The sequence below is a fragment of the Enterobacter cloacae complex sp. ECL414 genome (assembly GCF_021869685.1).
In the GTDB taxonomy this organism is placed as follows: domain Bacteria; phylum Pseudomonadota; class Gammaproteobacteria; order Enterobacterales; family Enterobacteriaceae; genus Enterobacter; species Enterobacter kobei.
On record NZ_CP091481.1, the window covers coordinates 3117254 to 3138101 of the forward strand.

The 20848-nt window shown below is 59.2% G+C and carries 15 protein-coding genes and 1 riboswitch; of the genes, 11 read left to right on the forward strand and 4 right to left on the reverse strand.

The features are described from left to right. Positions 1 to 180 precede the first annotated feature (180 nt). From L3068_RS15025 to yegS, 8 genes are all read left to right on the forward strand, one after another. On the forward strand, positions 181 to 1383 hold the full coding sequence (locus tag L3068_RS15025; RefSeq protein WP_117581228.1) for an MdtA/MuxA family multidrug efflux RND transporter periplasmic adaptor subunit: 1203 nt from the start codon (positions 181 to 183) through the stop codon (positions 1381 to 1383). After that, positions 1383 to 4505: an MdtB/MuxB family multidrug efflux RND transporter permease subunit gene (locus L3068_RS15030; protein ID WP_014884518.1), complete on the forward strand. Its 3123-nt coding sequence runs from the start codon at positions 1383 to 1385 to the stop codon at positions 4503 to 4505. The genes L3068_RS15025 and L3068_RS15030 overlap by 1 nt, the downstream gene beginning before the upstream one ends. Beyond that, positions 4506 to 7583, forward strand: a complete 3078-nt coding sequence (mdtC, locus tag L3068_RS15035) for a multidrug efflux RND transporter permease subunit MdtC (protein ID WP_117581226.1) — start codon at positions 4506 to 4508, stop codon at positions 7581 to 7583. It abuts the gene before it with no gap. Then, a complete protein-coding gene (locus tag L3068_RS15040; RefSeq protein WP_087529859.1) occupies positions 7584 to 8999 on the forward strand; it encodes an MFS transporter in 1416 nt (471 codons plus the stop codon). Then, on the forward strand, positions 8996 to 10399 hold the full coding sequence (gene baeS / locus L3068_RS15045) for an envelope stress sensor histidine kinase BaeS (protein WP_023330891.1): 1404 nt from the start codon (positions 8996 to 8998) through the stop codon (positions 10397 to 10399). Before L3068_RS15040 ends, baeS begins: the two co-directional genes overlap by 4 nt. Further along, positions 10396 to 11118 carry an envelope stress response regulator BaeR gene (gene baeR, locus L3068_RS15050; protein ID WP_014884522.1) on the forward strand — a complete coding sequence of 241 codons (723 nt, stop codon included), beginning with the start codon at positions 10396 to 10398 and terminating at the stop codon, positions 11116 to 11118. Before baeS ends, baeR begins: the two co-directional genes overlap by 4 nt. Before the next feature lie 168 nt (positions 11119 to 11286). Continuing rightward, positions 11287 to 12648 carry a prephenate-dependent tRNA uridine(34) hydroxylase TrhP gene (trhP, locus tag L3068_RS15055; protein WP_008500866.1) on the forward strand — a complete coding sequence of 454 codons (1362 nt, stop codon included), beginning with the start codon at positions 11287 to 11289 and terminating at the stop codon, positions 12646 to 12648. 248 nt (positions 12649 to 12896) lie between these two features. After that, positions 12897 to 13796: a lipid kinase YegS gene (yegS, locus tag L3068_RS15060; protein ID WP_032636047.1), complete on the forward strand. Its 900-nt coding sequence runs from the start codon at positions 12897 to 12899 to the stop codon at positions 13794 to 13796. Between the two features lie 53 nt (positions 13797 to 13849). Here the strand turns inward: yegS and fbaB are convergent, their stop codons facing one another. Next, positions 13850 to 14902 (reverse strand): class I fructose-bisphosphate aldolase, encoded by a 1053-nt coding sequence (gene fbaB / locus L3068_RS15065; RefSeq protein WP_117581224.1) that lies wholly within the window; start codon positions 14900 to 14902, stop codon positions 13850 to 13852. 250 nt (positions 14903 to 15152) lie between these two features. Between fbaB and L3068_RS15070 the strand changes: the two genes are divergently transcribed. From L3068_RS15070 to L3068_RS15080, 3 genes are read left to right on the forward strand one after another with little or no spacing between them, the layout of a single operon-like run. Continuing rightward, a complete protein-coding gene (locus L3068_RS15070) occupies positions 15153 to 16430 on the forward strand; it encodes a nucleoside permease (protein ID WP_014884524.1) in 1278 nt (425 codons plus the stop codon). Then, on the forward strand, positions 16427 to 17431 hold the full coding sequence (locus tag L3068_RS15075) for an ADP-ribosylglycohydrolase family protein (RefSeq protein WP_045280995.1): 1005 nt from the start codon (positions 16427 to 16429) through the stop codon (positions 17429 to 17431). Before L3068_RS15070 ends, L3068_RS15075 begins: the two co-directional genes overlap by 4 nt. Beyond that, positions 17428 to 18381, forward strand: a complete 954-nt coding sequence (locus L3068_RS15080) for a PfkB family carbohydrate kinase (RefSeq protein WP_117581222.1) — start codon at positions 17428 to 17430, stop codon at positions 18379 to 18381. The genes L3068_RS15075 and L3068_RS15080 overlap by 4 nt, the downstream gene beginning before the upstream one ends. Here the strand turns inward: L3068_RS15080 and L3068_RS15085 are convergent. The 3 genes from L3068_RS15085 to thiM are packed head-to-tail and all read right to left on the reverse strand — an operon-like array spanning position 18355 to position 20711. Continuing rightward, positions 18355 to 19101, reverse strand: a complete 747-nt coding sequence (locus tag L3068_RS15085; protein ID WP_023330895.1) for a GntR family transcriptional regulator — start codon at positions 19099 to 19101, stop codon at positions 18355 to 18357. The two genes, L3068_RS15080 and L3068_RS15085, sit on opposite strands and share 27 nt — an antisense overlap. A 42-nt stretch (positions 19102 to 19143) precedes the next feature. After that, a complete protein-coding gene (gene thiD / locus L3068_RS15090; protein WP_047624390.1) occupies positions 19144 to 19944 on the reverse strand; it encodes a bifunctional hydroxymethylpyrimidine kinase/phosphomethylpyrimidine kinase in 801 nt (266 codons plus the stop codon). Further along, positions 19941 to 20711, reverse strand: coding sequence for a hydroxyethylthiazole kinase (gene thiM / locus L3068_RS15095; protein ID WP_047027432.1), 771 nt, complete (start codon positions 20709 to 20711; stop codon positions 19941 to 19943). Before thiM ends, thiD begins: the two co-directional genes overlap by 4 nt. Before the next feature lie 35 nt (positions 20712 to 20746). Further along, positions 20747 to 20843, reverse strand: a riboswitch (TPP riboswitch). Between the last annotated feature and the right edge of the window lie 5 nt (positions 20844 to 20848).

Sequence of the window (20848 nt, forward strand, 5' to 3'; positions counted from 1 at the left end):
CTTCCCCGGCCTACAAAACCCTCGAACCGTAGGCCGGGTAAGCGAAGCGCCACCCGGCAAAAAAAAGCACCACACTCAGACAATTCCAGACAGTCTTCCATATTTCCTCCATTTTTCCGCTGTGTTGCCTGACTAAACTAGTATCATTCCCCGAAGTATTCAGGATGAGAACGTATAACGATGAAAGGCCGTAATAAATCCCGCTGGGCAATCGCCGCTGGCATCATTGTGGTGGCACTTGCCGCCGCCTGGTACTGGCACAGCCAATCCGCAAACTCTGGCGTACCCGCCGGTGCCAACAGCGCATCACAGCGCCCGGCAGGTGGCGGCCGTCACGGTATGCGAGGCGGTGCGCTGGCGCCGGTTCAGGCAGCTACGGCGGTGAGTAAAGCCGTTCCGCGTTATCTGACGGGGCTCGGAACCATTACCGCCGCTAACACCGCCACGGTGCGTAGCCGCGTCGATGGTCAGCTCATTGCGATCCACTTCCAGGAAGGTCAGCAGGTTAAGGCCGGTGACTTACTGGCGGAGATCGACCCAAGCCAGTTTAAGGTGGCCCTCGCCCAGGCGCAGGGACAGCTCGCGAAAGACAAAGCCACCCTTGCCAACGCCCGGCGTGATTTAGCGCGCTATCAGCAGCTGGTAAAAACCAATCTGGTCTCCCGCCAGGAGCTGGACACACAGCAGTCGCTGGTCAGCGAAACGCAGGGCACCATCAAAGCCGACGAAGCCGCCGTGGCCAGCGCCCAGTTACAGCTCGACTGGAGCCGCATCACCGCACCGATTGACGGGCGGGTTGGTCTGAAGCAGGTCGATATCGGCAACCAAATCTCCAGCGGAGATACCACGGGCATCGTGGTGATCACCCAGACTCACCCGATTGATTTAGTCTTTACCCTGCCGGAAAGCGACATTGCGACGGTCATTCAGGCGCAAAAAGCCGGGAAAGGCCTGGTGGTGGAAGCCTGGGACCGCACCAATAAACAGAAGCTCAGCGAAGGTAGCCTGCTCAGCCTGGATAACCAGATCGACACCACGACCGGTACCATTAAGCTGAAGGCCCGCTTTAACAACCAGGACGATGCCCTCTTCCCGAACCAGTTCGTCAACGCGCGAATGCTGGTCGCGACCGAAGAGAACGCGGTGGTGATCCCCACCGCCGCGCTGCAGATGGGTAACGAAGGCAACTTTGTCTGGGTACTGAACAGTGAAAACAAAGTCAGTAAGCATCTGGTGAAAACCGGGATTCAGGACAGTCAGACGGTGGTAATCAGCGCCGGGCTTTCCGCTGGCGACCGCGTGGTCACCGACGGTATCGACCGTCTGACTGAAGGGGCGAAAGTGGAAGTGGTTGAACCTGCGAAACAGGGAGCGGCCTCCTGATGCAGGTTATGCCTCCCGTCGCTACAGGTGGGCCGTCACGCCTGTTTATCCTCCGTCCTGTCGCCACCACGCTGCTGATGGTGGCGATCCTGCTGGCGGGGATTATCGGCTACCGCTTCCTGCCCGTCTCGGCGCTGCCGGAAGTGGATTACCCCACCATTCAGGTGGTGACGCTTTATCCCGGCGCCAGCCCGGACGTGGTGACGTCCGCCATCACCGCCCCGCTGGAGCGCCAGTTTGGGCAGATGTCGGGCCTGAAGCAGATGTCCTCCCAAAGCTCCGGCGGGGCCTCTGTCGTGACGCTACAGTTCCAGCTGACGCTGTCACTGGATGTAGCCGAGCAGGAAGTTCAGGCCGCCATCAATGCGGCCACCAACCTGCTGCCGTCGGACCTGCCTAACCCGCCGGTCTACAGCAAAGTAAACCCGGCGGATCCGCCGATCATGACGCTTGCCGTCACCTCCTCCGCCATGCCAATGACGCAGGTGGAAGACATGGTCGAGACCCGCGTGGCGCAAAAGATTTCTCAGGTCTCCGGCGTCGGTCTCGTCACGCTGGCGGGCGGGCAGCGCCCGGCGGTGCGCGTTAAGCTTAATGCGCAGGCGATTGCCGCACTGGGGCTGACCAGTGAAACCATCCGCACCGCCATCAGCAGCGCCAACGTTAATTCGGCAAAAGGCTCGCTGGACGGCCCAACCCGCGCCGTCACGCTCTCTGCCAACGATCAGATGCAGTCCGCGGATGAATACCGTCAGCTGATTATTGCTTACCAGAACGGCGCCCCGGTGCGTCTGGGCGATGTGGCGACGGTGGAGCAAGGGGCGGAGAATAGCTGGCTTGGCGCATGGGCGAACAAGCAGCAGGCGATCGTAATGAACGTCCAGCGCCAGCCGGGCGCCAACATCATCGAAACCGCCGACAGCATTCGCACCATGCTGCCGCAGCTGATCGAAAGCCTGCCGAAGTCGGTCAGCGTGAAGGTGCTTTCCGACCGCACCACGAACATTCGCGCGTCGGTCACCGACACTCAGTTCGAACTGATGCTGGCGATTGCCCTGGTCGTGATGATTATCTACCTGTTCCTGCGCAACGTCCCGGCAACCATTATTCCCGCCGTCGCCGTGCCGCTCTCGCTGGTTGGCACGTTTGCGGTGATGGTGTTCCTCGATTTTTCAATCAACAACCTGACGCTAATGGCGCTCACCATCGCCACCGGCTTCGTGGTGGACGACGCCATCGTGGTTATCGAGAACATCTCGCGCTATATCGAGAAAGGCGAAAAACCGCTGGCGGCGGCGCTGAAAGGGGCGGGTGAGATCGGCTTTACCATTATCTCGCTGACCTTCTCGCTGATTGCCGTGCTGATCCCGCTGCTGTTTATGGGCGATATCGTCGGGCGACTGTTCCGCGAATTTGCCGTCACGCTGGCGGTGGCCATTTTGATCTCCGCCGTGGTGTCATTGACCCTGACGCCGATGATGTGCGCCCGGATGCTGAGCCACGCGTCCCTGCGCAAGCAAAACCGCTTCTCGCTCGCCTCCGAGCGGATGTTCGAACGGATCATTGCGGCGTATGGTCGCGTGCTGGCCAAAGTGCTGAACCATCCATGGGCCACGCTCGGCGTGGCGCTTGGCACGCTGGCGCTCAGCGTGATGCTGTGGATTTTTATCCCGAAAGGCTTCTTCCCGATTCAGGACAACGGCATTATTCAGGGAACCCTGCAGGCGCCGCAGTCGGTCTCCTTCGCCAATATGGCGCAGCGTCAGCAGCAGGTGTCTGAGATCGTCATGAAAGACCCGGCGGTAGAGAGCCTGACGTCCTACGTTGGCGTCGACGGCACCAACCCGTCGCTGAACAGCGCCCGTCTGCAGATCAACCTCAAACCGCTGGATGAGCGTGACGATCGCGTCAATGCCGTTATTGAACGGCTGCAAAGCGCCGTCGCTCGCGTCCCGGGCGTGGAGCTTTATCTGCAACCGATACAGGATTTGACCATTGATACCCAGGTCAGCCGCACGCAGTACCAGTTTACGCTGCAGGCCACCACGCTGGATGCCCTCAGCACCTGGGTGCCGCAGCTGGTCGATAAGCTAAAAACCCTGCCGCAACTTAACGATGTAAGCAGCGACTGGCAGGACAAAGGGCTGGCCGCGTATGTGAACGTCAACCGCGACACGGCAAGCCGTCTCGGCATTACCATGGCGGACGTGGATAACGCCCTGTATAACGCGTTTGGGCAGCGACTGATCTCCACCATCTACACCCAGGCGAATCAATACCGCGTGGTACTGGAGCACAACACGGAAAATACACCCGGTCTGGCCGGGCTGGATTCGGTGCGCCTGACCAGCAAAGACGGTGGGATTGTGCCGTTAAGCGCTATCGCCACGGTGGAAGAGCGCTATACCCCGCTGTCGATTAACCACCTGGATCAGTTCCCGTCCACCACGATTTCCTTCAACGTGTCGGACAATTATTCGCTCGGCGAAGCGGTGGAGGCGATCCAGGCGGCTGAAAAAGCGCTCAGCTTCCCGTCCGATATTCAGACCCAGTTCCAGGGCAGCACGCTAGCGTTCCAGGCCGCACTGGGCAACACCATCTGGCTGATTGTCGCCGCCGTCGTGGCAATGTACATCGTGCTCGGCGTGCTGTATGAAAGCTTTATCCACCCGATCACCATCCTCTCTACCCTGCCGACGGCAGGCGTGGGGGCGCTGCTGGCATTAATGCTGGCGGGAAGCGAGCTGGACGTGATTGCCATTATCGGCATCATCCTGTTAATTGGGATCGTGAAGAAAAACGCCATCATGATGATCGACTTTGCGCTGGCCGCCGAACGTGAGCAGGGCATGTCGCCGCGTGAGGCTATCTTCCAGGCTTGTCTGCTGCGTTTTCGTCCGATCCTGATGACCACGCTGGCGGCCCTGCTTGGCGCACTGCCGCTGATGCTCAGCACCGGTGTCGGCGCGGAGCTGCGCCGCCCGCTGGGAATAGGCATGGTCGGCGGTCTGCTGGTGAGCCAGGTATTGACCCTGTTCACCACACCGGTGATTTATCTGCTGTTTGACCGTCTGGCGCTGTGGACGAAAAGCCGCTTCCCGAAACGTGAAGAGGAGGCGTAAGTGAAGTTTTTCGCCCTCTTCATTTATCGCCCGGTGGCGACAATATTAATCTCGCTCGCCATCACCCTCTGCGGCGTGCTCGGTTTCCGACTACTGCCGGTGGCTCCCCTGCCGCAGGTGGATTTCCCGGTGATCATGGTCAGCGCCTCGCTGCCGGGCGCCTCACCGGAAACCATGGCGTCATCCGTCGCCACGCCGCTGGAGCGCTCTCTCGGGCGGATTGCCGGGGTCAACGAGATGACCTCCAGCAGTTCGCTCGGCAGTACGCGCATCATTCTGGAGTTCAGCTTCGACCGGGATATTAACGGCGCAGCGCGCGACGTGCAGGCCGCCATCAACGCCGCGCAAAGCCTGCTGCCGAGCGGCATGCCGAGCCGGCCGACCTACCGCAAGGCCAACCCGTCGGATGCGCCGATCATGATCCTGACGCTGACGTCGGATACCTACTCTCAGGGGCAGCTGTACGACTTTGCGTCCACCCAGCTGGCGCAGACGATCTCGCAGATTAACGGCGTCGGTGACGTGAGCGTCGGCGGGAGCTCCCTGCCCGCCGTGCGCGTGGGATTAAACCCGCAGGCGCTGTTCAATCAGGGCGTGTCGCTGGACGATGTGCGATCCGCCATCAGCAACGCCAACGTGCGCAAACCGCAAGGGGCGGTTGAGGACAGCAGCCACCGCTGGCAGATCCACACCAACGACGAGCTGAAAACTGCAGCTGAATATCAGCCGTTGATTATTCACTACAACAACGGCGCGGCGGTACGCTTAAGCGATGTCGCCAGCGTGACGGACTCCGTGCAGGACGTACGCAACGCCGGGATGACCAACGCCAAACCGGCTATCCTGCTGATGATTCGTAAGCTGCCGGAAGCGAACATTATTGAGACGGTGAACAGCATTCGCGCCCGCCTCCCGGAGCTGCAGGAGACTATCCCGGCCGCGATCGATCTGCAAATTGCCCAGGATCGTTCCCCGACCATTCGCGCCTCGCTTGAGGAGGTGGAGCAGACGCTGGTGATCTCCGTCGCACTGGTGATCCTGGTGGTATTCCTGTTCCTGCGCTCCGGTCGGGCGACGCTGATCCCGGCGGTGGCCGTGCCGGTGTCGCTTATTGGCACCTTTGCCGCCATGTACCTGTGCGGGTTTAGCCTCAATAACCTGTCGCTGATGGCCCTGACCATTGCGACGGGTTTTGTGGTGGATGACGCTATCGTGGTGCTGGAGAACATTTCCCGCCATCTGGAAGCGGGCGTGAAGCCACTTCAGGCCGCGCTGCAGGGGACGCGCGAGGTGGGCTTTACGGTGCTCTCCATGAGCCTGTCCCTGGTGGCGGTGTTCCTGCCGCTGCTGCTGATGGGCGGCCTGCCGGGTCGGCTGTTGCGGGAGTTTGCCGTCACGCTTTCGGTCGCCATCGGCATCTCGCTGCTGATTTCGCTGACGCTCACGCCGATGATGTGCGGGTGGATGCTCAAGCGCAGCAAGCCGCACTCCCAGCCGCGTCGCAAAGGCTTTGGCCGTTTCCTGATGGCGATGCAGGAAGGCTATGGCAAATCGCTGAAGTGGGTGCTCAACCATACCCGGCTTGTCGGCCTGGTGCTCATCGGCACCATTGTGCTCAACGTCTGGATGTATATCACCATCCCGAAAACCTTCTTCCCGGAGCAAGATACCGGCGTGCTGATGGGCGGCATTCAGGCGGACCAGAGCATTTCGTTCCAGGCGATGCGCGGCAAGCTGCAGGACTTTATGAAGATCATTCGTGAAGACAACGCCGTGGATAACGTCACCGGCTTTACCGGCGGATCGCGCGTCAACAGCGGGATGATGTTTATCACCCTCAAACCGCGCAGCGAGCGCAATGAAACCGCCCAGCAGGTGATCGATCGCCTGCGGGTCAAGCTCGCCAAAGAGCCGGGGGCCAACCTGTTTTTGATGGCCGTTCAGGATATCCGCGTCGGCGGGCGTCAGGCTAACGCCAGCTATCAGTACACGCTGCTCTCGGATGATTTGGCCGCCCTGCGCGAGTGGGAACCGAAGATCCGCAAGGCGCTGGCCGCCCTGCCGGATCTGGCGGACGTGAACTCCGACCAGCAGGACAACGGCGCAGAGATGGCCCTGACCTACGACCGCGAAACCATGTCGCGGCTGGGCATCAACGTTGAGGCCGCCAACAGCCTGCTGAACAACGCCTTCGGCCAGCGTGAGATCTCGACCATCTACCAGCCAATGAACCAGTACAAGGTGGTGATGGAGGTGGACCCGCGCTACACCCAGGACATCAGCGCCCTGGACAAAATGTTTGTGATTAACAACGACGGCAAGGCGATACCGCTCTCCTACTTTGCCAGCTGGCAGCCAGCCAACGCGCCGCTGTCGGTGAACCACCAGGGGCTGTCAGCGGCGTCGACCATCTCCTTTAACCTGCCCGCCGGATCGTCGCTTTCTGAGGCCAGCGATGCGATCAATCGCGCCATGACGCAGCTCGGCGTGCCGTCCACCGTGCGCGGCAGTTTTGCCGGCACCGCGCAGGTGTTCCAGGAGACGATGAACTCGCAGGTGATTTTGATTCTGGCCGCCATCGCCACGGTCTACATTGTGCTGGGTATCCTGTATGAGAGCTACGTTCACCCGCTGACTATTCTCTCGACGCTACCCTCCGCAGGCGTGGGGGCACTGCTGGCGCTTGAGCTGTTTGGTGCGCCATTCAGCCTTATCGCGCTCATCGGGATCATGCTATTGATCGGTATCGTGAAGAAAAACGCGATTATGATGGTCGACTTCGCGCTGGACGCCCAGCGTAATGGCAATCTCTCCCCGGAAGAGGCGATCTTCCAGGCGTGCCTGCTGCGTTTTCGTCCGATCATGATGACCACCCTGGCGGCACTGTTTGGTGCGTTGCCGCTGGTTGTCTCGGGCGGCGACGGGTCTGAACTGCGCCAGCCGCTGGGGATCACCATTGTCGGCGGCCTGGTGATGAGCCAGCTGCTGACGCTGTACACCACGCCGGTGGTCTATCTGTTCTTCGACCGCCTGCGGCTGCGTTTTTCGCGTAAAAACAGATCCACGGTGACCGAGTAAATGACCGACCTCCCCGCTAACGTTCGCTGGCAGTTATGGATAGTCGCCTTCGGCTTCTTTATGCAGTCGCTGGACACGACCATCGTCAATACTGCCCTCCCCTCCATGGCGAAAAGCCTGGGGGAGAGCCCGCTGCATATGCATATGGTGATTGTCGCCTACGTGCTGACGGTTGCCGTCATGCTGCCTGCCAGCGGCTGGCTGGCGGACAAAGTGGGCGTGCGAAATATCTTCTTTACCGCCATCGTGCTGTTCACCACCGGCTCGCTGTTTTGCGCTCAGGCCAGCACCCTCGACCAGCTGGTCATGGCGCGCGTGCTGCAGGGCGTTGGCGGGGCGATGATGGTGCCCGTCGGGCGGTTAACGGTGATGAAGATTGTCCCACGCGAGCAGTACATGGCGGCGATGACCTTTGTCACCCTGCCCGGCCAGGTGGGGCCGCTGCTGGGCCCGGCGCTGGGCGGGATGCTGGTGGAATACGCCTCGTGGCACTGGATTTTCTTAATCAACCTGCCGGTGGGCATCATCGGCGCGATTGCCACCCTCGCGCTGATGCCGAACTACACAATGCAGACGCGTCGCTTCGATTTCTTCGGTTTCATTCTGCTGGCAGCGGGCATGGCCACGCTCACCCTGGCGCTCGACGGACAAAAGGGGCTGGGGATCTCTTCCCTCATGCTCGGTGTTCTGGTCACCGTCGGCATCACCGCGATTCTGTGGTACCTGTGGCATGCCAGAGGAAACGATCGGGCCTTGTTCAGCCTGAATTTATTTAAAAACCCGACCTACCGTCTGGGACTAGTGGGAAGTTTTGCCGGACGTATTGGCAGCGGCATGTTGCCGTTTATGACCCCCGTTTTCCTGCAAATCGGGATGGGATTTTCACCGTTTCACGCGGGCCTGATGATGATCCCGATGGTGCTCGGCAGCATGGGCATGAAGCGCATCGTGGTGCAGGTGGTAAACCGCTTTGGCTATCGTCACGTGCTGGTGGCCGCCACGCTGGGGCTGGCGCTGGTCAGCCTGCTGTTCATGGCCGTGGCGTTAATGGGCTGGTTCTACGTTCTGCCGCTGGTCCTGTTCTGCCAGGGAATCATCAACTCCATGCGTTTCTCGTCGATGAATACCCTGACGCTGAAGGACCTGCCGGACGAACTGGCGAGCAGCGGCAACAGCCTGCTGTCGATGATCATGCAGCTCTCGATGAGCGTGGGGGTGACGATCGCCGGACTGCTGCTCGGCATGTACGGCCAGCACCATCTCAGCGTCGATACGCCGGTGGCGCATCAGATCTTTTTATATACGTATCTCAGCATGGCGGTCATCATCGCCCTGCCCGCATTCATCTTCGCCAGAGTGCCAGATGATACCAGCAAGAACGTCGTGATTAGGCGCGGCAAAAGGAGTGGCTCATGAAATTCTGGCGACCGGGGATCACCGGCAAGCTCTTTGTGGCGATCTTCGCCACCTGTATCGTCCTGCTGATCACCATGCACTGGGCCGTGCGGGTCAGCTTTGAGCGGGGTTTTATTGATTACATTAAGCACGGCAACGAGCAGCGTCTGCAGGGCTTAAGCGATGCGCTGGGCGAGCAGTACGCCCAGCACGGCAACTGGCGTTTTCTGCGCAACAATGACCGCTTTATTTTCCAGATCCTGCGCTCGCTGGAGCACGATACCGGGGACGATCGTCCCGGCCCGGGCATGCCGCCGCACGGCTGGCGCACCCAGTTTTGGGTCATTGACCAGGAGATGCGCACGCTGGTTGGCCCGCGCGCACCGATTCCGCCGGACGGTACCCGGCGGGCGATTAAGGTCAATAACGCCACCGTCGGCTGGGTTATCGCCTCCCCGGTGGAGCGCCTGACGCGCAATACCGACATCAACTTTGACCGCCAGCAGCGCCGGACCAGTTGGCTGATTGTAGCCCTCTCCACCCTGCTCGCCGCGCTCGCCACCTTCCCGCTGGCGCGCGGTCTGCTCGCCCCGGTAAAGCGGCTGGTGGAAGGGACGCACAAGCTGGCCGCCGGGGATTTCACCACCCGCGTCGATACCCGTAGCCAGGACGAACTCGGCCGGCTGGCGCAGGACTTTAACCAGCTCGCCAGCACGCTGGAGAAAAACCAGCAGATGCGACGCGACTTTATGGCCGATATTTCTCACGAACTGCGCACGCCGCTGGCGGTCCTGCGCGGCGAGCTGGAAGCCATTCAGGACGGCGTACGTCAGTTTACGCCTGAATCGGTGGCCTCTTTGCAGGCGGAAGTGGGCACACTCACCAAGCTGGTGGATGACCTCCACCAGCTCTCTATGTCCGACGAAGGTGCACTGGCCTACCAGAAGGCGCCGGTTGATGTGATTAACGTGCTTGAAGTTGCCAGCGGCGCCTTCCGGGAACGGTTTGCCAGCCGCAACCTGAAGATCGATCTCTCCCTGCCGGACAGCGCGGTGGTGTTTGGCGACAAAGACCGTCTGATGCAGCTCTTCAATAATCTGCTGGAAAACAGCCTGCGCTATACCGACAGCGGCGGCGGGCTGCATATTTCCGGCAGACAGGAAAACGGGCGCTTCGCCCTCACCTTCGCCGATTCCGCCCCAGGGGTGCAGGATGCGCAGCTGGACAAGCTGTTCGAACGTTTTTACCGGACCGAAGGCTCCCGCAACCGCGCCAGCGGCGGATCCGGCCTGGGGCTGGCGATTTGCGTTAACATCGTCGAGGCGCATAATGGGACGATCCGCGCCGCCCATTCGCCTTTTGGCGGGGTTAGCATTACTGTAGAGTTACCTCTGGAACGGGATTTATCGAGAGAAGCATGACCGAGTTACCGATTGACGAAAACACGCCACGTATTTTGATTGTCGAAGACGAACCCAAGCTGGGGCAACTGCTGATCGACTATTTACGCGCGGCCAGCTATGCCCCGTCACTGATAAGCCACGGCGACCAGGTATTGGCGTACGTGCGCCAGACGCCGCCGGACCTGATCCTGCTGGACCTGATGCTACCGGGTACCGATGGCCTGACCCTGTGCCGGGAAATTCGTCGCTTCTCCGACGTGCCGATCGTCATGGTCACCGCCAAAATTGAAGAGATTGACCGCCTGCTGGGCCTCGAAATCGGCGCGGACGATTACATCTGTAAACCCTACAGCCCGCGTGAAGTGGTCGCCCGGGTGAAAACCATTCTGCGCCGCTGCAAACCGCAGCGCGAACTGCAGGTGCTGGATGCACAAAGCCCGCTGATTGTCGACGAAAGCCGTTTCCAGGCAAGCTGGCGCAGTAAGCTGCTGGACCTGACGCCTGCCGAATTCCGCCTGCTGAAAACCCTCTCTCATGAGCCCGGGAAGGTATTTTCCCGAGAACAGCTGCTGAACCATCTGTACGATGATTACCGCGTGGTGACTGACCGCACCATCGACAGCCACATCAAAAACCTGCGCCGCAAGCTGGAGGCGCTGGACGCCGAGCAGTCGTTTATCCGCGCGGTGTACGGCGTGGGGTATCGCTGGGAAGCGGATGCGTGCAGGATAGCCTAGTCCGCCGCTGGTCAACGTAAGCCGGGTAAGGTGAAGCCACCACCCGGCACAATCACTTTACCTCCCTGCCCCTCAGCGCTACAATGCCCGCCCTTAAAGTGGGGGATCTCCCCTTACCGCTGCACCTGGTGCATGCGGATCTGACCTGTCATCAGAACGAGAACAAACATGTTTAAACCGGAACTCCTTTCCCCGGCGGGAACGCTGCAAAATATGCGTTACGCTTTCGCCTATGGTGCCGACGCCGTTTACGCGGGCCAGCCTCGCTACTCGCTGCGCGTGCGTAACAACGAATTCAACCACGAGAACCTGCAGCTCGGCATCAACGAAGCGCATGCCCTTGGCAAAAAATTCTACGTGGTGGTCAACATCGCGCCGCACAACGCCAAGCTGAAGACGTTCATCCGTGACCTGAAGCCGGTGGTGGATATGGGGCCGGACGCGCTGATCATGTCGGACCCGGGTTTAATCATGCTGGTTCGGGAGAACTTCCCGGAGATGGATATTCACCTCTCGGTACAGGCTAACGCCGTCAACTGGGCGACGGTGAAGTTCTGGAAGCAGATGGGGCTGACCCGCGTTATCCTGTCTCGCGAATTGTCCCTTGAAGAGATCGAAGAGATCCGCACTCAGGTGCCGGATATGGAGATCGAAATCTTCGTTCACGGCGCGCTGTGCATGGCCTACTCCGGCCGCTGCCTGCTTTCCGGCTATATCAACAAGCGCGACCCGAACCAGGGTACCTGCACCAACGCCTGCCGCTGGGAATACAACGTCCAGGAAGGCAAAGAGGACGACATCGGCAACATTGTCCACAAACATGAGCCAATCCCGGTGACCAACGTTGAGCCGACGCTGGGCATCGGCGCACCGACCGACAGCGTGTTTATGATTGAAGAAGCCAAACGTCCGGGCGAGTACATGACCGCCTTTGAAGACGAACACGGCACCTACATCATGAACTCGAAAGATCTGCGCGCTATCGCCCACGTTGAACGCCTGACCCAGATGGGTGTGCACTCCCTCAAGATCGAAGGCCGCACCAAATCCTACTACTACTGCGCGCGTACCGCACAGGTCTACCGCAAGGCCATCGACGATGCGGCAGCCGGTAAACCGTTCGATACCAGCCTGCTGGAAACCCTGGAGGGTCTGGCGCACCGCGGCTATACCGAAGGCTTCCTGCGTCGTCACACTCACGATGACTACCAGAACTATGAGCACGGCTACTCCGTTTCCGAGCGTCAGCAGTTTGTCGGTGACTTCACCGGCGAGCGTAAGGGTGCACTGGCGGCCGTGGCGGTGAAAAATAAGTTCACCAAAGGCGACAGCCTGGAGCTGATGACCCCGCAGGGCAATATGAACTTCACGCTGGAGCATCTGGAAAACGGTAAAGGCGAAGCGATTGAGGTTGCCCCGGGTGACGGTCATACCGTCTGGCTGCCGGTTCCGGAAGAGGTGGAGCTGAAATTCGCGCTGCTGATGCGTAATTTCAACGGTGAAAGCACCCGAAACCCACACGGTAAATAGTTAATCAGGGGAATTTTTTCACGGTGGGATAATTCTTAGAATCGGATCACATACCGCTTCGTTCAATACGGGTATTATCCCCCCGCTGAAAAACATAACCCATAAATGCTAGCTGTACCAGGAACCACCTCCTTAGCCTGCGTAATCTCCCTTACGCGGGCTTATTTTTTGCCTTTCATCCTGTTCTTACCCGCTTTTTGCCGCTCTGCTATACACTCTTACTAACGCTAAAAAAGGGAGCAGCGCGGATGGCAACCTATCCAGACAGTTTATTGATTCTCAATGGCAAAAGTGCAGGCAACGATCTGTTGCGTCAGGCAATTCAGGGGTTGCGTGACGATGGCGCACGTATCCACGTGCGGGTAACCTGGGAAAAGGGCGACGCGGCACGCTATATCCATGAAGGCTTAACGTTAGGCGTCAGCACTATTATTTCCGGCGGCGGCGACGGCACCATCAATGAGATCGCCTCTGCGCTTATCGACCTTCCCCCGGCTGACCGCCCGGTGATGGGCATCTTACCGCTCGGCACCGCCAATGATTTCGCCACCAGCGCCGGGATCCCGGAAGATTTAGAGAAAGCTCTCCAGCTGGCCATCCTTGGCAAAGCCACCGCGGTGGATATTGCCCAGGTGAATGACAAAACCTGCTTTATTAATATGGCGACGGGCGGATTTGGCACGCGCATCACCAGCGAAACGCCGGAAAAGCTGAAGGCGGCGCTGGGCGGCGTGTCTTATCTGATACACGGTCTGATACGCATGGATACCCTTAAGCCAGACCGCTGCGAAATTCATGGCGAGGATTTTCACTGGCAGGGAGATGCGCTGGTGATTGGGATTGGCAATGGCCGTCAGGCAGGCGGCGGACAGCAGCTCTGCCCGGAGGCGCTGATCAATGACGGTCAGCTCCAGCTACGTATTTTCACAGGTGACGGCCTGCTGCCCGCGCTGTTTACCACGCTGACGCAGCCCGAAGAGAGCCCGAATATTATTGCCGGGAAATCGGCATGGTTTGAGGTGAATGCCCCGCACGGGATGACCTTTAATCTCGACGGCGAACCGCTGAGCGGGACGCAGTTCCGCATTGAGGTATTGCCCGGCGCGCTGCAGTGCAGATTGCCGCCGGACTGTGTGCTTTTGCGCTGATTGTATTGCCGGGTGGCGGCTACGCCTTACCCGGCCTACGTTTCGTCCTCAGGTCAGGCAATCGTTATTTTGCTGTCCAGATAGACGTCCTGAACCGCATTGATCAGCTTCACGCCGTCGGCCATCGATTTCTTAAACGCCTTACGGCCCAGGATCAGCCCCATGCCGCCCGCGCGTTTGTTAATAACCGCTGTACGCACCGCATCTGACAGGTCAGTGTCGCCCCCTGCAGCCCCGCCGGAGTTGATCAGCCCCGCGCGGCCCATATAGCAGTTCGCCAGCTGGTAGCGCACGAGGTCGATTGGGTTTTCGCTGGTCAGCTTGCTGTAGACGCGATCGTCGGTATAGCCGAAGTTGACCGCTTTATAGCCACCGTTATTCTCGGCCATTTTCTGCTTCACAATATCCGCGCCGATGGTCGCGGCCAGATGGTTCGCCTGCCCGGTCAGGTCAGCGGAGACGTGGTAATCTACCCCGTCTTTTTTGAACGCTGAGTTACGCAGGTACGCCCACAGCACGGTGACCATACCCAGCTCGTGCGCACGCTCAAACGCCGCAGAGATCTCTTCAATCTGACGGCGGGACTGTTCAGAGCCAAAGTAAATCGTCGCGCCAACGGCCACCGCCCCCATATTGAACGCCTGCTCGACGCTGGCGTAGAGGGTCTGGTCATATTCGGTTGGGTAGCTGAGGGTTTCGTTGTGGTTCAACTTCACGAGGAACGGAATGCGGTGGGCATAGCGACGCGAGACGGAGGCCAGCACGCCGTAGGTGGACGCCACGCAGTTACAGCCCGCTTCTATCGCCAGTTCAACGATGTTCTTCGGATCGAAATAGAGCGGATTCGCGGCAAAGGAGGCACCCGCCGAGTGTTCAACGCCCTGGTCTACCGGCAGAATAGAGAGATAGCCGGTGCCACCCAGTCGTCCGGTGTTATAGAGCGTTTGCATATTTCGCAGAACCGCTGGCGGACGGTTGTTATCCACCATCACCCGGTCAACATAGTCATGACCAGGCAGGTAAAGCTGGTCGGCTGGAATGGTCATACAACGATGCTGTAAAAGGCTGTCGGCGTCTTTGCCAAGCAACTGCGCAATATCAGTCATGTGATACTCCCGTAAATCCGACATCGTGTCGGTGTGTGTTTATCCCGTCCCATTTTTTATGGGCAGACTAAGCCTGGTACCGACTTAACCGATTTTCCACCCTTTGCATTTTTTTTCAGCACAATCTGCTGGCTCGATTCGTGTACAACAAAACTGTTACATTGATCAAACAATCGCCACAAAGGTATTTAAAAGGTATTATTGAGTGGTATGTTAAAGGCGTACCCTCACTGACATGCAGGATTAAAAAATGAAAACGAAAGTCCAACTGTCATTCATGATGTTCGTTGAATGGTTTATCTGGGGCGCCTGGTTTGTGCCATTGTGGCTGTGGCTGAGTAAAAGCGGGTTTACCGCCGGGGAAATCGGCTGGTCTTATGCCTGTACCGCCATTGCCGCTATTCTCTCGCCTATTTTGGTCGGCTCGCTGACGGACCGCTTCTTCGCCGCCCAGAAAGTGCTGGCGGTACTGATGTTTGCCGGTGCCATTCTGATGTACTTCGCCGCGCAGCAAACCCAGTTCAGCACCTTCTTCCCGCTGCTGCTGGCTTACTCCCTGACCTATATGCCCACCATCGCACTGACCAACAGTATCGCCTTCGCCAACGTGGGCGATGTCGAGGCCGATTTCCCGCGCATCCGCGTGATGGGAACGATCGGCTGGATCGCCTCCGGGCTGGCGTGCGGATTCCTGCCGCAAATGCTGGGCTATAGCGACATCTCGGATACCAATATTCCGCTGCTGATGACGGCAGCCAGCTCCGCCCTGCTCGGTGTCTTTGCCCTGTTCCTGCCAGACACGCCGCCGAAGAGTACCGGCAAGCTGGATTTCAAAGTGATGCTGGGTCTGGATGCCCTTATCCTGCTGCGTGATAAAAACTTTCTGGTGTTCTTCTTCTGCTCATTTTTATTCGCCATGCCGCTGGCCTTCTATTACATCTTCGCCAACGGCTATCTCACCGAAGTGGGAATGAAAAACGCCACCGGCTGGATGACGCTCGGTCAGTTCTCCGAAATCTTCTTTATGCTGGCCCTGCCGTTCTTCACCAAACGCTTTGGTATTAAGAAGGTCTTACTGCTGGGTCTGATTACGGCCGCCATTCGCTATGGATTCTTCGTTTACGGCGGCGCGGAACAGTACTTCACCTATGCCCTGCTGTTCCTCGGTATTCTGCTGCATGGCGTGAGCTACGACTTCTACTACGTCACCGCCTATATCTACGTGGATAAAAAAGCGCCGGCGCATATGCGCACCGCCGCGCAAGGCCTGATTACGCTGTGCTGTCAGGGTTTTGGTAGCCTGCTGGGTTACCGCCTGGGCGGCGTGATGATGGAAAAAATGTTCGCCTACAAAGAGCCGGTGAATGGGCTGACCTTCAACTGGGCCGGAATGTGGACATTTGGTGGGATCATGATTGCCGTGATCGCCGTGCTGTTTATGCTGTTTTTCCGCGAATCGGACAAAGAGATCACTGCAATTGAGGTGGTTGATGGCGATGCCGCGCTGACACAAGGGGAAGTTAAATGAAGCAAAACCGTATTCTCGGTGCCCTTTACGGGCAGGCATTAGGCGATGCGATGGGCATGCCGTCAGAGCTGTGGCCGAGAAAGCGCGTTAAGGCGCACTTCGGCTGGATCGACCGCTTTTTACCCGGCCCGGCAGAGAATAATGCAGCCTGTTATTTCAGGCAGGCCGAGTTCACCGATGATACCTCGATGGCGCTGTGTCTGGCGGATGCGATTATCGAATGCGACGGACAGATTGATGCGGATGTTATCGGCAAACATATCCTGAACTGGGCGCTCGATTTCGACGCGTTTAATAAGAACGTACTCGGCCCGACATCGAAAATCGCGCTAAACGCGATCCGTGACGGTAAACCGGTCAGTGAACTGGAAAACAACGGCGTGACCAACGGGGCGGCGATGCGAGCCTCCCCGCTGGGCTGCCTGCTCCCGGCCACGCGTCTGGAACATTTTGTGGAGCAGGTGGCACTGGCCTCCAGCCCGACCCATAAATCGGATCTTGCCATCGCCGGTGCGGTGGTGATTGCCTGGGCGGTTTCCCGCGCCATCGACGGGGAACGCTGGCAGAACATCGTCGATGCCCTGCCGGGTATCGCCCGCTATGCGCAGGAGGCGAAAACAACCACCTTCAGTGCATCGCTGGCAGCGCGTATTGAGCTGGCGCTTAAGACAGTGCGGGAAGCTAACGGCATCGACTCCGCCAGCGAGCAGATTTATCAGCTCACGGGCGCGGGAACCAGCACCATTGAGTCCGTTCCGGCGGCCATTGCGATGGTCGAACTGGCGGGAACCGACCCGAACCGCTGCGCGGTCCTGTGCGCCAACCTGGGCGGCGACACCGACACCATTGGCGCGATGGCAACAGCCATCTGCGGGGCGTTGCATGGTGTGCAGGCGATTGATCCGGCGCTCAAGGCCGAGCTCGACGCCGTCAACCAGCTCGATTTCGGCCACTATTGCGAAAAACTGCTGCACTACCGGGAGCAAAGGGAGGGCGTATGAACTCGTTTGCCCGACGTCTCGAAACCTTGTATGCCACACGCCCGGTGACGGTGCTGGGCGCGGCGGTGATTGACGTCATCGCCGACGCCTACGCCCTGCCCTGGCGCGGGTGCGATATCGAGCTTAAACAGCAGGGTGTGAATATCGGCGGCTGCGCGCTGAACATTGCCATCGCCCTGAAACGACTCGGCATTGTGGCACAAAACGCCCTTCCCGTCGGCCACGGCGTGTGGGCGGATATTATCCGCAACGCGATGGCAAAACAGGATCTGCACAGCGCCGTGGAGGCCGAAACCGGCGACAACGGCTGGTGCCTGGCGCTGGTAGAGCCTGACGGCGAGCGCACCTTTATGTCGTTTAGCGGGGTGGAGAACCAGTGGCAGCCGGGCTGGCTTGATACGCTGTCTGTACCATCACACAGCCTGGTTTATTTGTCCGGATATCAGCTGGCCTCACCGTGCGGTGAGCTGCTGACGAGCTGGCTGGAAGGGTTACATGAGGTGACGGCATTGATCGATTTCGGCCCGCGCATCGGGGATATTCCAGACCCCCTTATGGCGCGGATTATGGCCTGCAGGCCGATCGTGTCGCTTAATCGTCAGGAGGCAGAAATTGCGGCAGAAAGACTGGGGGTGAAGCCTGAAAACCTCGGCGTAGAATGGCAGCGGCGTTTCGGCGCCGCTCTGATTGTCCGTCATGATAAAGACGGCGCGGCCTGGTATGACGGCGATGCTTCAGGCGTTGTTCCGGCGTTTCCGGCCACGGTCGTGGATACCATTGGCGCAGGCGACAGCCATGCGGGCGGCACGCTCGCCGGGCTGGCGGCAGGATGGTCACTGGCAGATGCCATTCTGTTGGGGAATGCCGTGGCGTCCTGGGTGGTCAGCCACCGCGGCGGTGATTGCGCCCCCACTCGCGAGGAACTACTCCTCGCACACAAAGACGTATAGATCGCTACGACAGTAGCTGATGCTGTACTCAATCGGCCGGTGTTGCTGGTCAAGCGCAACCTGCTTGATCACCAGCACCGGTATTTTTTCGTCCATCTTGATGTGCGCCTGAAACTCGCTGTCCGGCATACGGGCGCTCACCCGTGAACGGGTACGCTGCGGGAAAATATTCTGACTGCGGAAGTAATCGTACAGCGAAATACCAATCGCATCCGGATCGGGAATTAATCCGACCGGCACCCAGGACTCTTCAATCGACACCGCGTCGTCGTCAACATAGCGAATGCGTTTCAGCATGAACACCTCGCTTTCAGGCTCGAGCGACAGCTGGCTGGCCACCTCTTCCGGGCATTTTACCACCCGTTTATTGACCCACAGCGTGTTGGGCGTTTTACCGCGCAGCACCACCTGCTGAGAAAAACCGCGCGCCTCTTTCAGCGAATATTCGAAGATGTTGTGGATTTGCGTTCCGTAACCCCGGGCACGCGTTACAACGCCCTCGGCTTCCAGCGCCTGCATCGCTTTGCGCACGGTGATGCGCGACACGCCGGTTAACTGGCTGAGATCGCGTTCGCCGGGCAGAATATTCCCGTGCTCCAGCACCCCGCTGCGCACCGCGTTTTTTACCGTTTCGGCAAATTTCAGGTACAGCGGTGTGTTATCGGCCGCGGCGATCCGTTCATTCAGTTGAGCGATTAATCGGGTATGCGCTTGTTCCATCTCTGTTTTCTCAGACGTGGTGTTTCCTGCCAGTATACTGGCTTACCACCATGCATGAAAATGATGAACCGGCCCAATACCGTGACCGACTTCCAGAGTATCGGCTTTTGCCAGCGCCGCCGAGAGCCAGGTCTTCGCTTCGCGTACCGTATCGGCCCAGTTGTCATGCCGTGGACGCAGCGCCGCCAGCGCGGCAGAGAGCGTACAGCCCGTGCCGTGGGTATTTTTTGTCTGTACGCGCGGGGCGGTAAAACGCACTTCCCCGTCGCGGGTAAAGAGCCAGTCAGGGCTTTCAGCATCATCCAGGTGCCCACCTTTCATCAGCACCGCGCCACACCCCATCGCCAGCAGCGCGTTTCCCTGAGCTTTCATTTCACGTTCAGTTTGCGCATGCGATGTGCCTAACAGCGCGGCGGCCTCCGGCAGATTAGGGGTAATGAGCGCCACCTGCGGCAGCAATTTCCGGCGCAACGTCTCAACCGCGGAAGCGGAAAGCAGCGGATCGCCACTTTTTGCCAGCATCACGGTGTCCAGCACCACGTTTTGCACCTGATAACGCTTCAGTCGTTCTGCCACCGCTTCAACAATGTCCGTTTCGGCCAGCATGCCGATTTTTGTGGTATCAATGCGCACGTCGCTGAACACCGAATCAAGCTGCGCGGCAACAAAATCCGGTTCGATTCGGTAAACCGACTGCACGCCGCGCGTATTTTGCGCCACCAGCGCGGTAATCACTGAACAGCCGTACGCGCCGAGTGCCGAGAAGGTTTTCAGGTCAGCCTGGATACCCGCGCCGCCGCTGGGGTCGGTACCGGCAATGGTCAGGGCGTTAATCCGTTTCATGCCTGCTCCTCCAGCGTATAGAGCGCATCAAGGAACGCGCTCGCAAAACTGCCTGGCCCGCGAGCGTGCGTAACGGCAACCGTTCCGGCACGCTTCATCCATCCGCAGGCGGCGGCAACGTTATCCAGCCTGTCGCCCGGCAGCGAACAGCAGGCCGCGACGACGGCGGAGAGCGCACAGCCCGTACCCACCACGCGGGTCATCAGCGGGTCGCCGCCCGCAACCGTTCGGGTGCGCTGTCCGTCAGTGATGTAATCTATTTCCCCCGTCACCGCCACAATGGCATTGGTCTGACGGGCCAGCGCCTGTGCAGCTGGCACCGCGCTGACCGCGGTATCGGTGGTATCAACGCCGCGCCCACCGGCGCTCATTCCGGCAAGGGCAAGGATTTCGGAGGCATTGCCGCGAATGGCGGCCGGTTTAAGGGCAAGAATTTGGTGGCAAAAGCGGGTGCGGAACGTCAGCGCGCCCACGGCCACCGGGTCCAGCGTCCAGGGCTTTCCTGCCGCCACCGCGCTTTCAATCGCCCGACGCATCGACTGGGCGCGCGGCGAGGTCAACGTGCCGACGTTAATCAGCAGGGCATCGGCAATCCCGGCAAACTGCTCAGCTTCTTCGGCCTCAATCACCATCGCAGGGGATGCGCCAAGCGCCAGCAACACGTTAGCCGTGAAGGTCTGTACGACATCGTTGGTCATGCAATGGGTAAGCGGAGAACGGGTACGGAAATGATGTAAAACGTGTAAATCGAGCAGGTCAGGCTGCATGGGTTCGCTCCTGCCTTGCGTGAAGAAGCGATGACCGGGGAGGCATCTGACTTCCCTACGCTGGCATTATCCAGATCAGGTAATACGGGTATTTCTCAGCCTTCACAATGAAGGGCACCCCGAGTCAAAATACTTTT

Coding starts and splice junctions, on each gene's coding strand:
- L3068_RS15025 (WP_117581228.1), top strand. CDS start 181: ATGAAAGGCCGTAATAAATCCCGCTGGGCAATCGCCGCTGGCATCATT.
- L3068_RS15030 (WP_014884518.1), top strand. CDS start 1,383: ATGCAGGTTATGCCTCCCGTCGCTACAGGTGGGCCGTCACGCCTGTTT.
- L3068_RS15040 (WP_087529859.1), top strand. CDS start 7,584: ATGACCGACCTCCCCGCTAACGTTCGCTGGCAGTTATGGATAGTCGCC.
- baeS (WP_023330891.1), top strand. CDS start 8,996: ATGAAATTCTGGCGACCGGGGATCACCGGCAAGCTCTTTGTGGCGATC.
- baeR (WP_014884522.1), top strand. CDS start 10,396: ATGACCGAGTTACCGATTGACGAAAACACGCCACGTATTTTGATTGTC.
- trhP (WP_008500866.1), top strand. CDS start 11,287: ATGTTTAAACCGGAACTCCTTTCCCCGGCGGGAACGCTGCAAAATATG.
- yegS (WP_032636047.1), top strand. CDS start 12,897: ATGGCAACCTATCCAGACAGTTTATTGATTCTCAATGGCAAAAGTGCA.
- fbaB (WP_117581224.1), bottom strand. CDS start 14,902: ATGACTGATATTGCGCAGTTGCTTGGCAAAGACGCCGACAGCCTTTTA.
- L3068_RS15070 (WP_014884524.1), top strand. CDS start 15,153: ATGAAAACGAAAGTCCAACTGTCATTCATGATGTTCGTTGAATGGTTT.
- L3068_RS15075 (WP_045280995.1), top strand. CDS start 16,427: ATGAAGCAAAACCGTATTCTCGGTGCCCTTTACGGGCAGGCATTAGGC.
- L3068_RS15080 (WP_117581222.1), top strand. CDS start 17,428: ATGAACTCGTTTGCCCGACGTCTCGAAACCTTGTATGCCACACGCCCG.
- L3068_RS15085 (WP_023330895.1), bottom strand. CDS start 19,101: ATGGAACAAGCGCATACCCGATTAATCGCTCAACTGAATGAACGGATC.
- thiD (WP_047624390.1), bottom strand. CDS start 19,944: ATGAAACGGATTAACGCCCTGACCATTGCCGGTACCGACCCCAGCGGC.
- thiM (WP_047027432.1), bottom strand. CDS start 20,711: ATGCAGCCTGACCTGCTCGATTTACACGTTTTACATCATTTCCGTACC.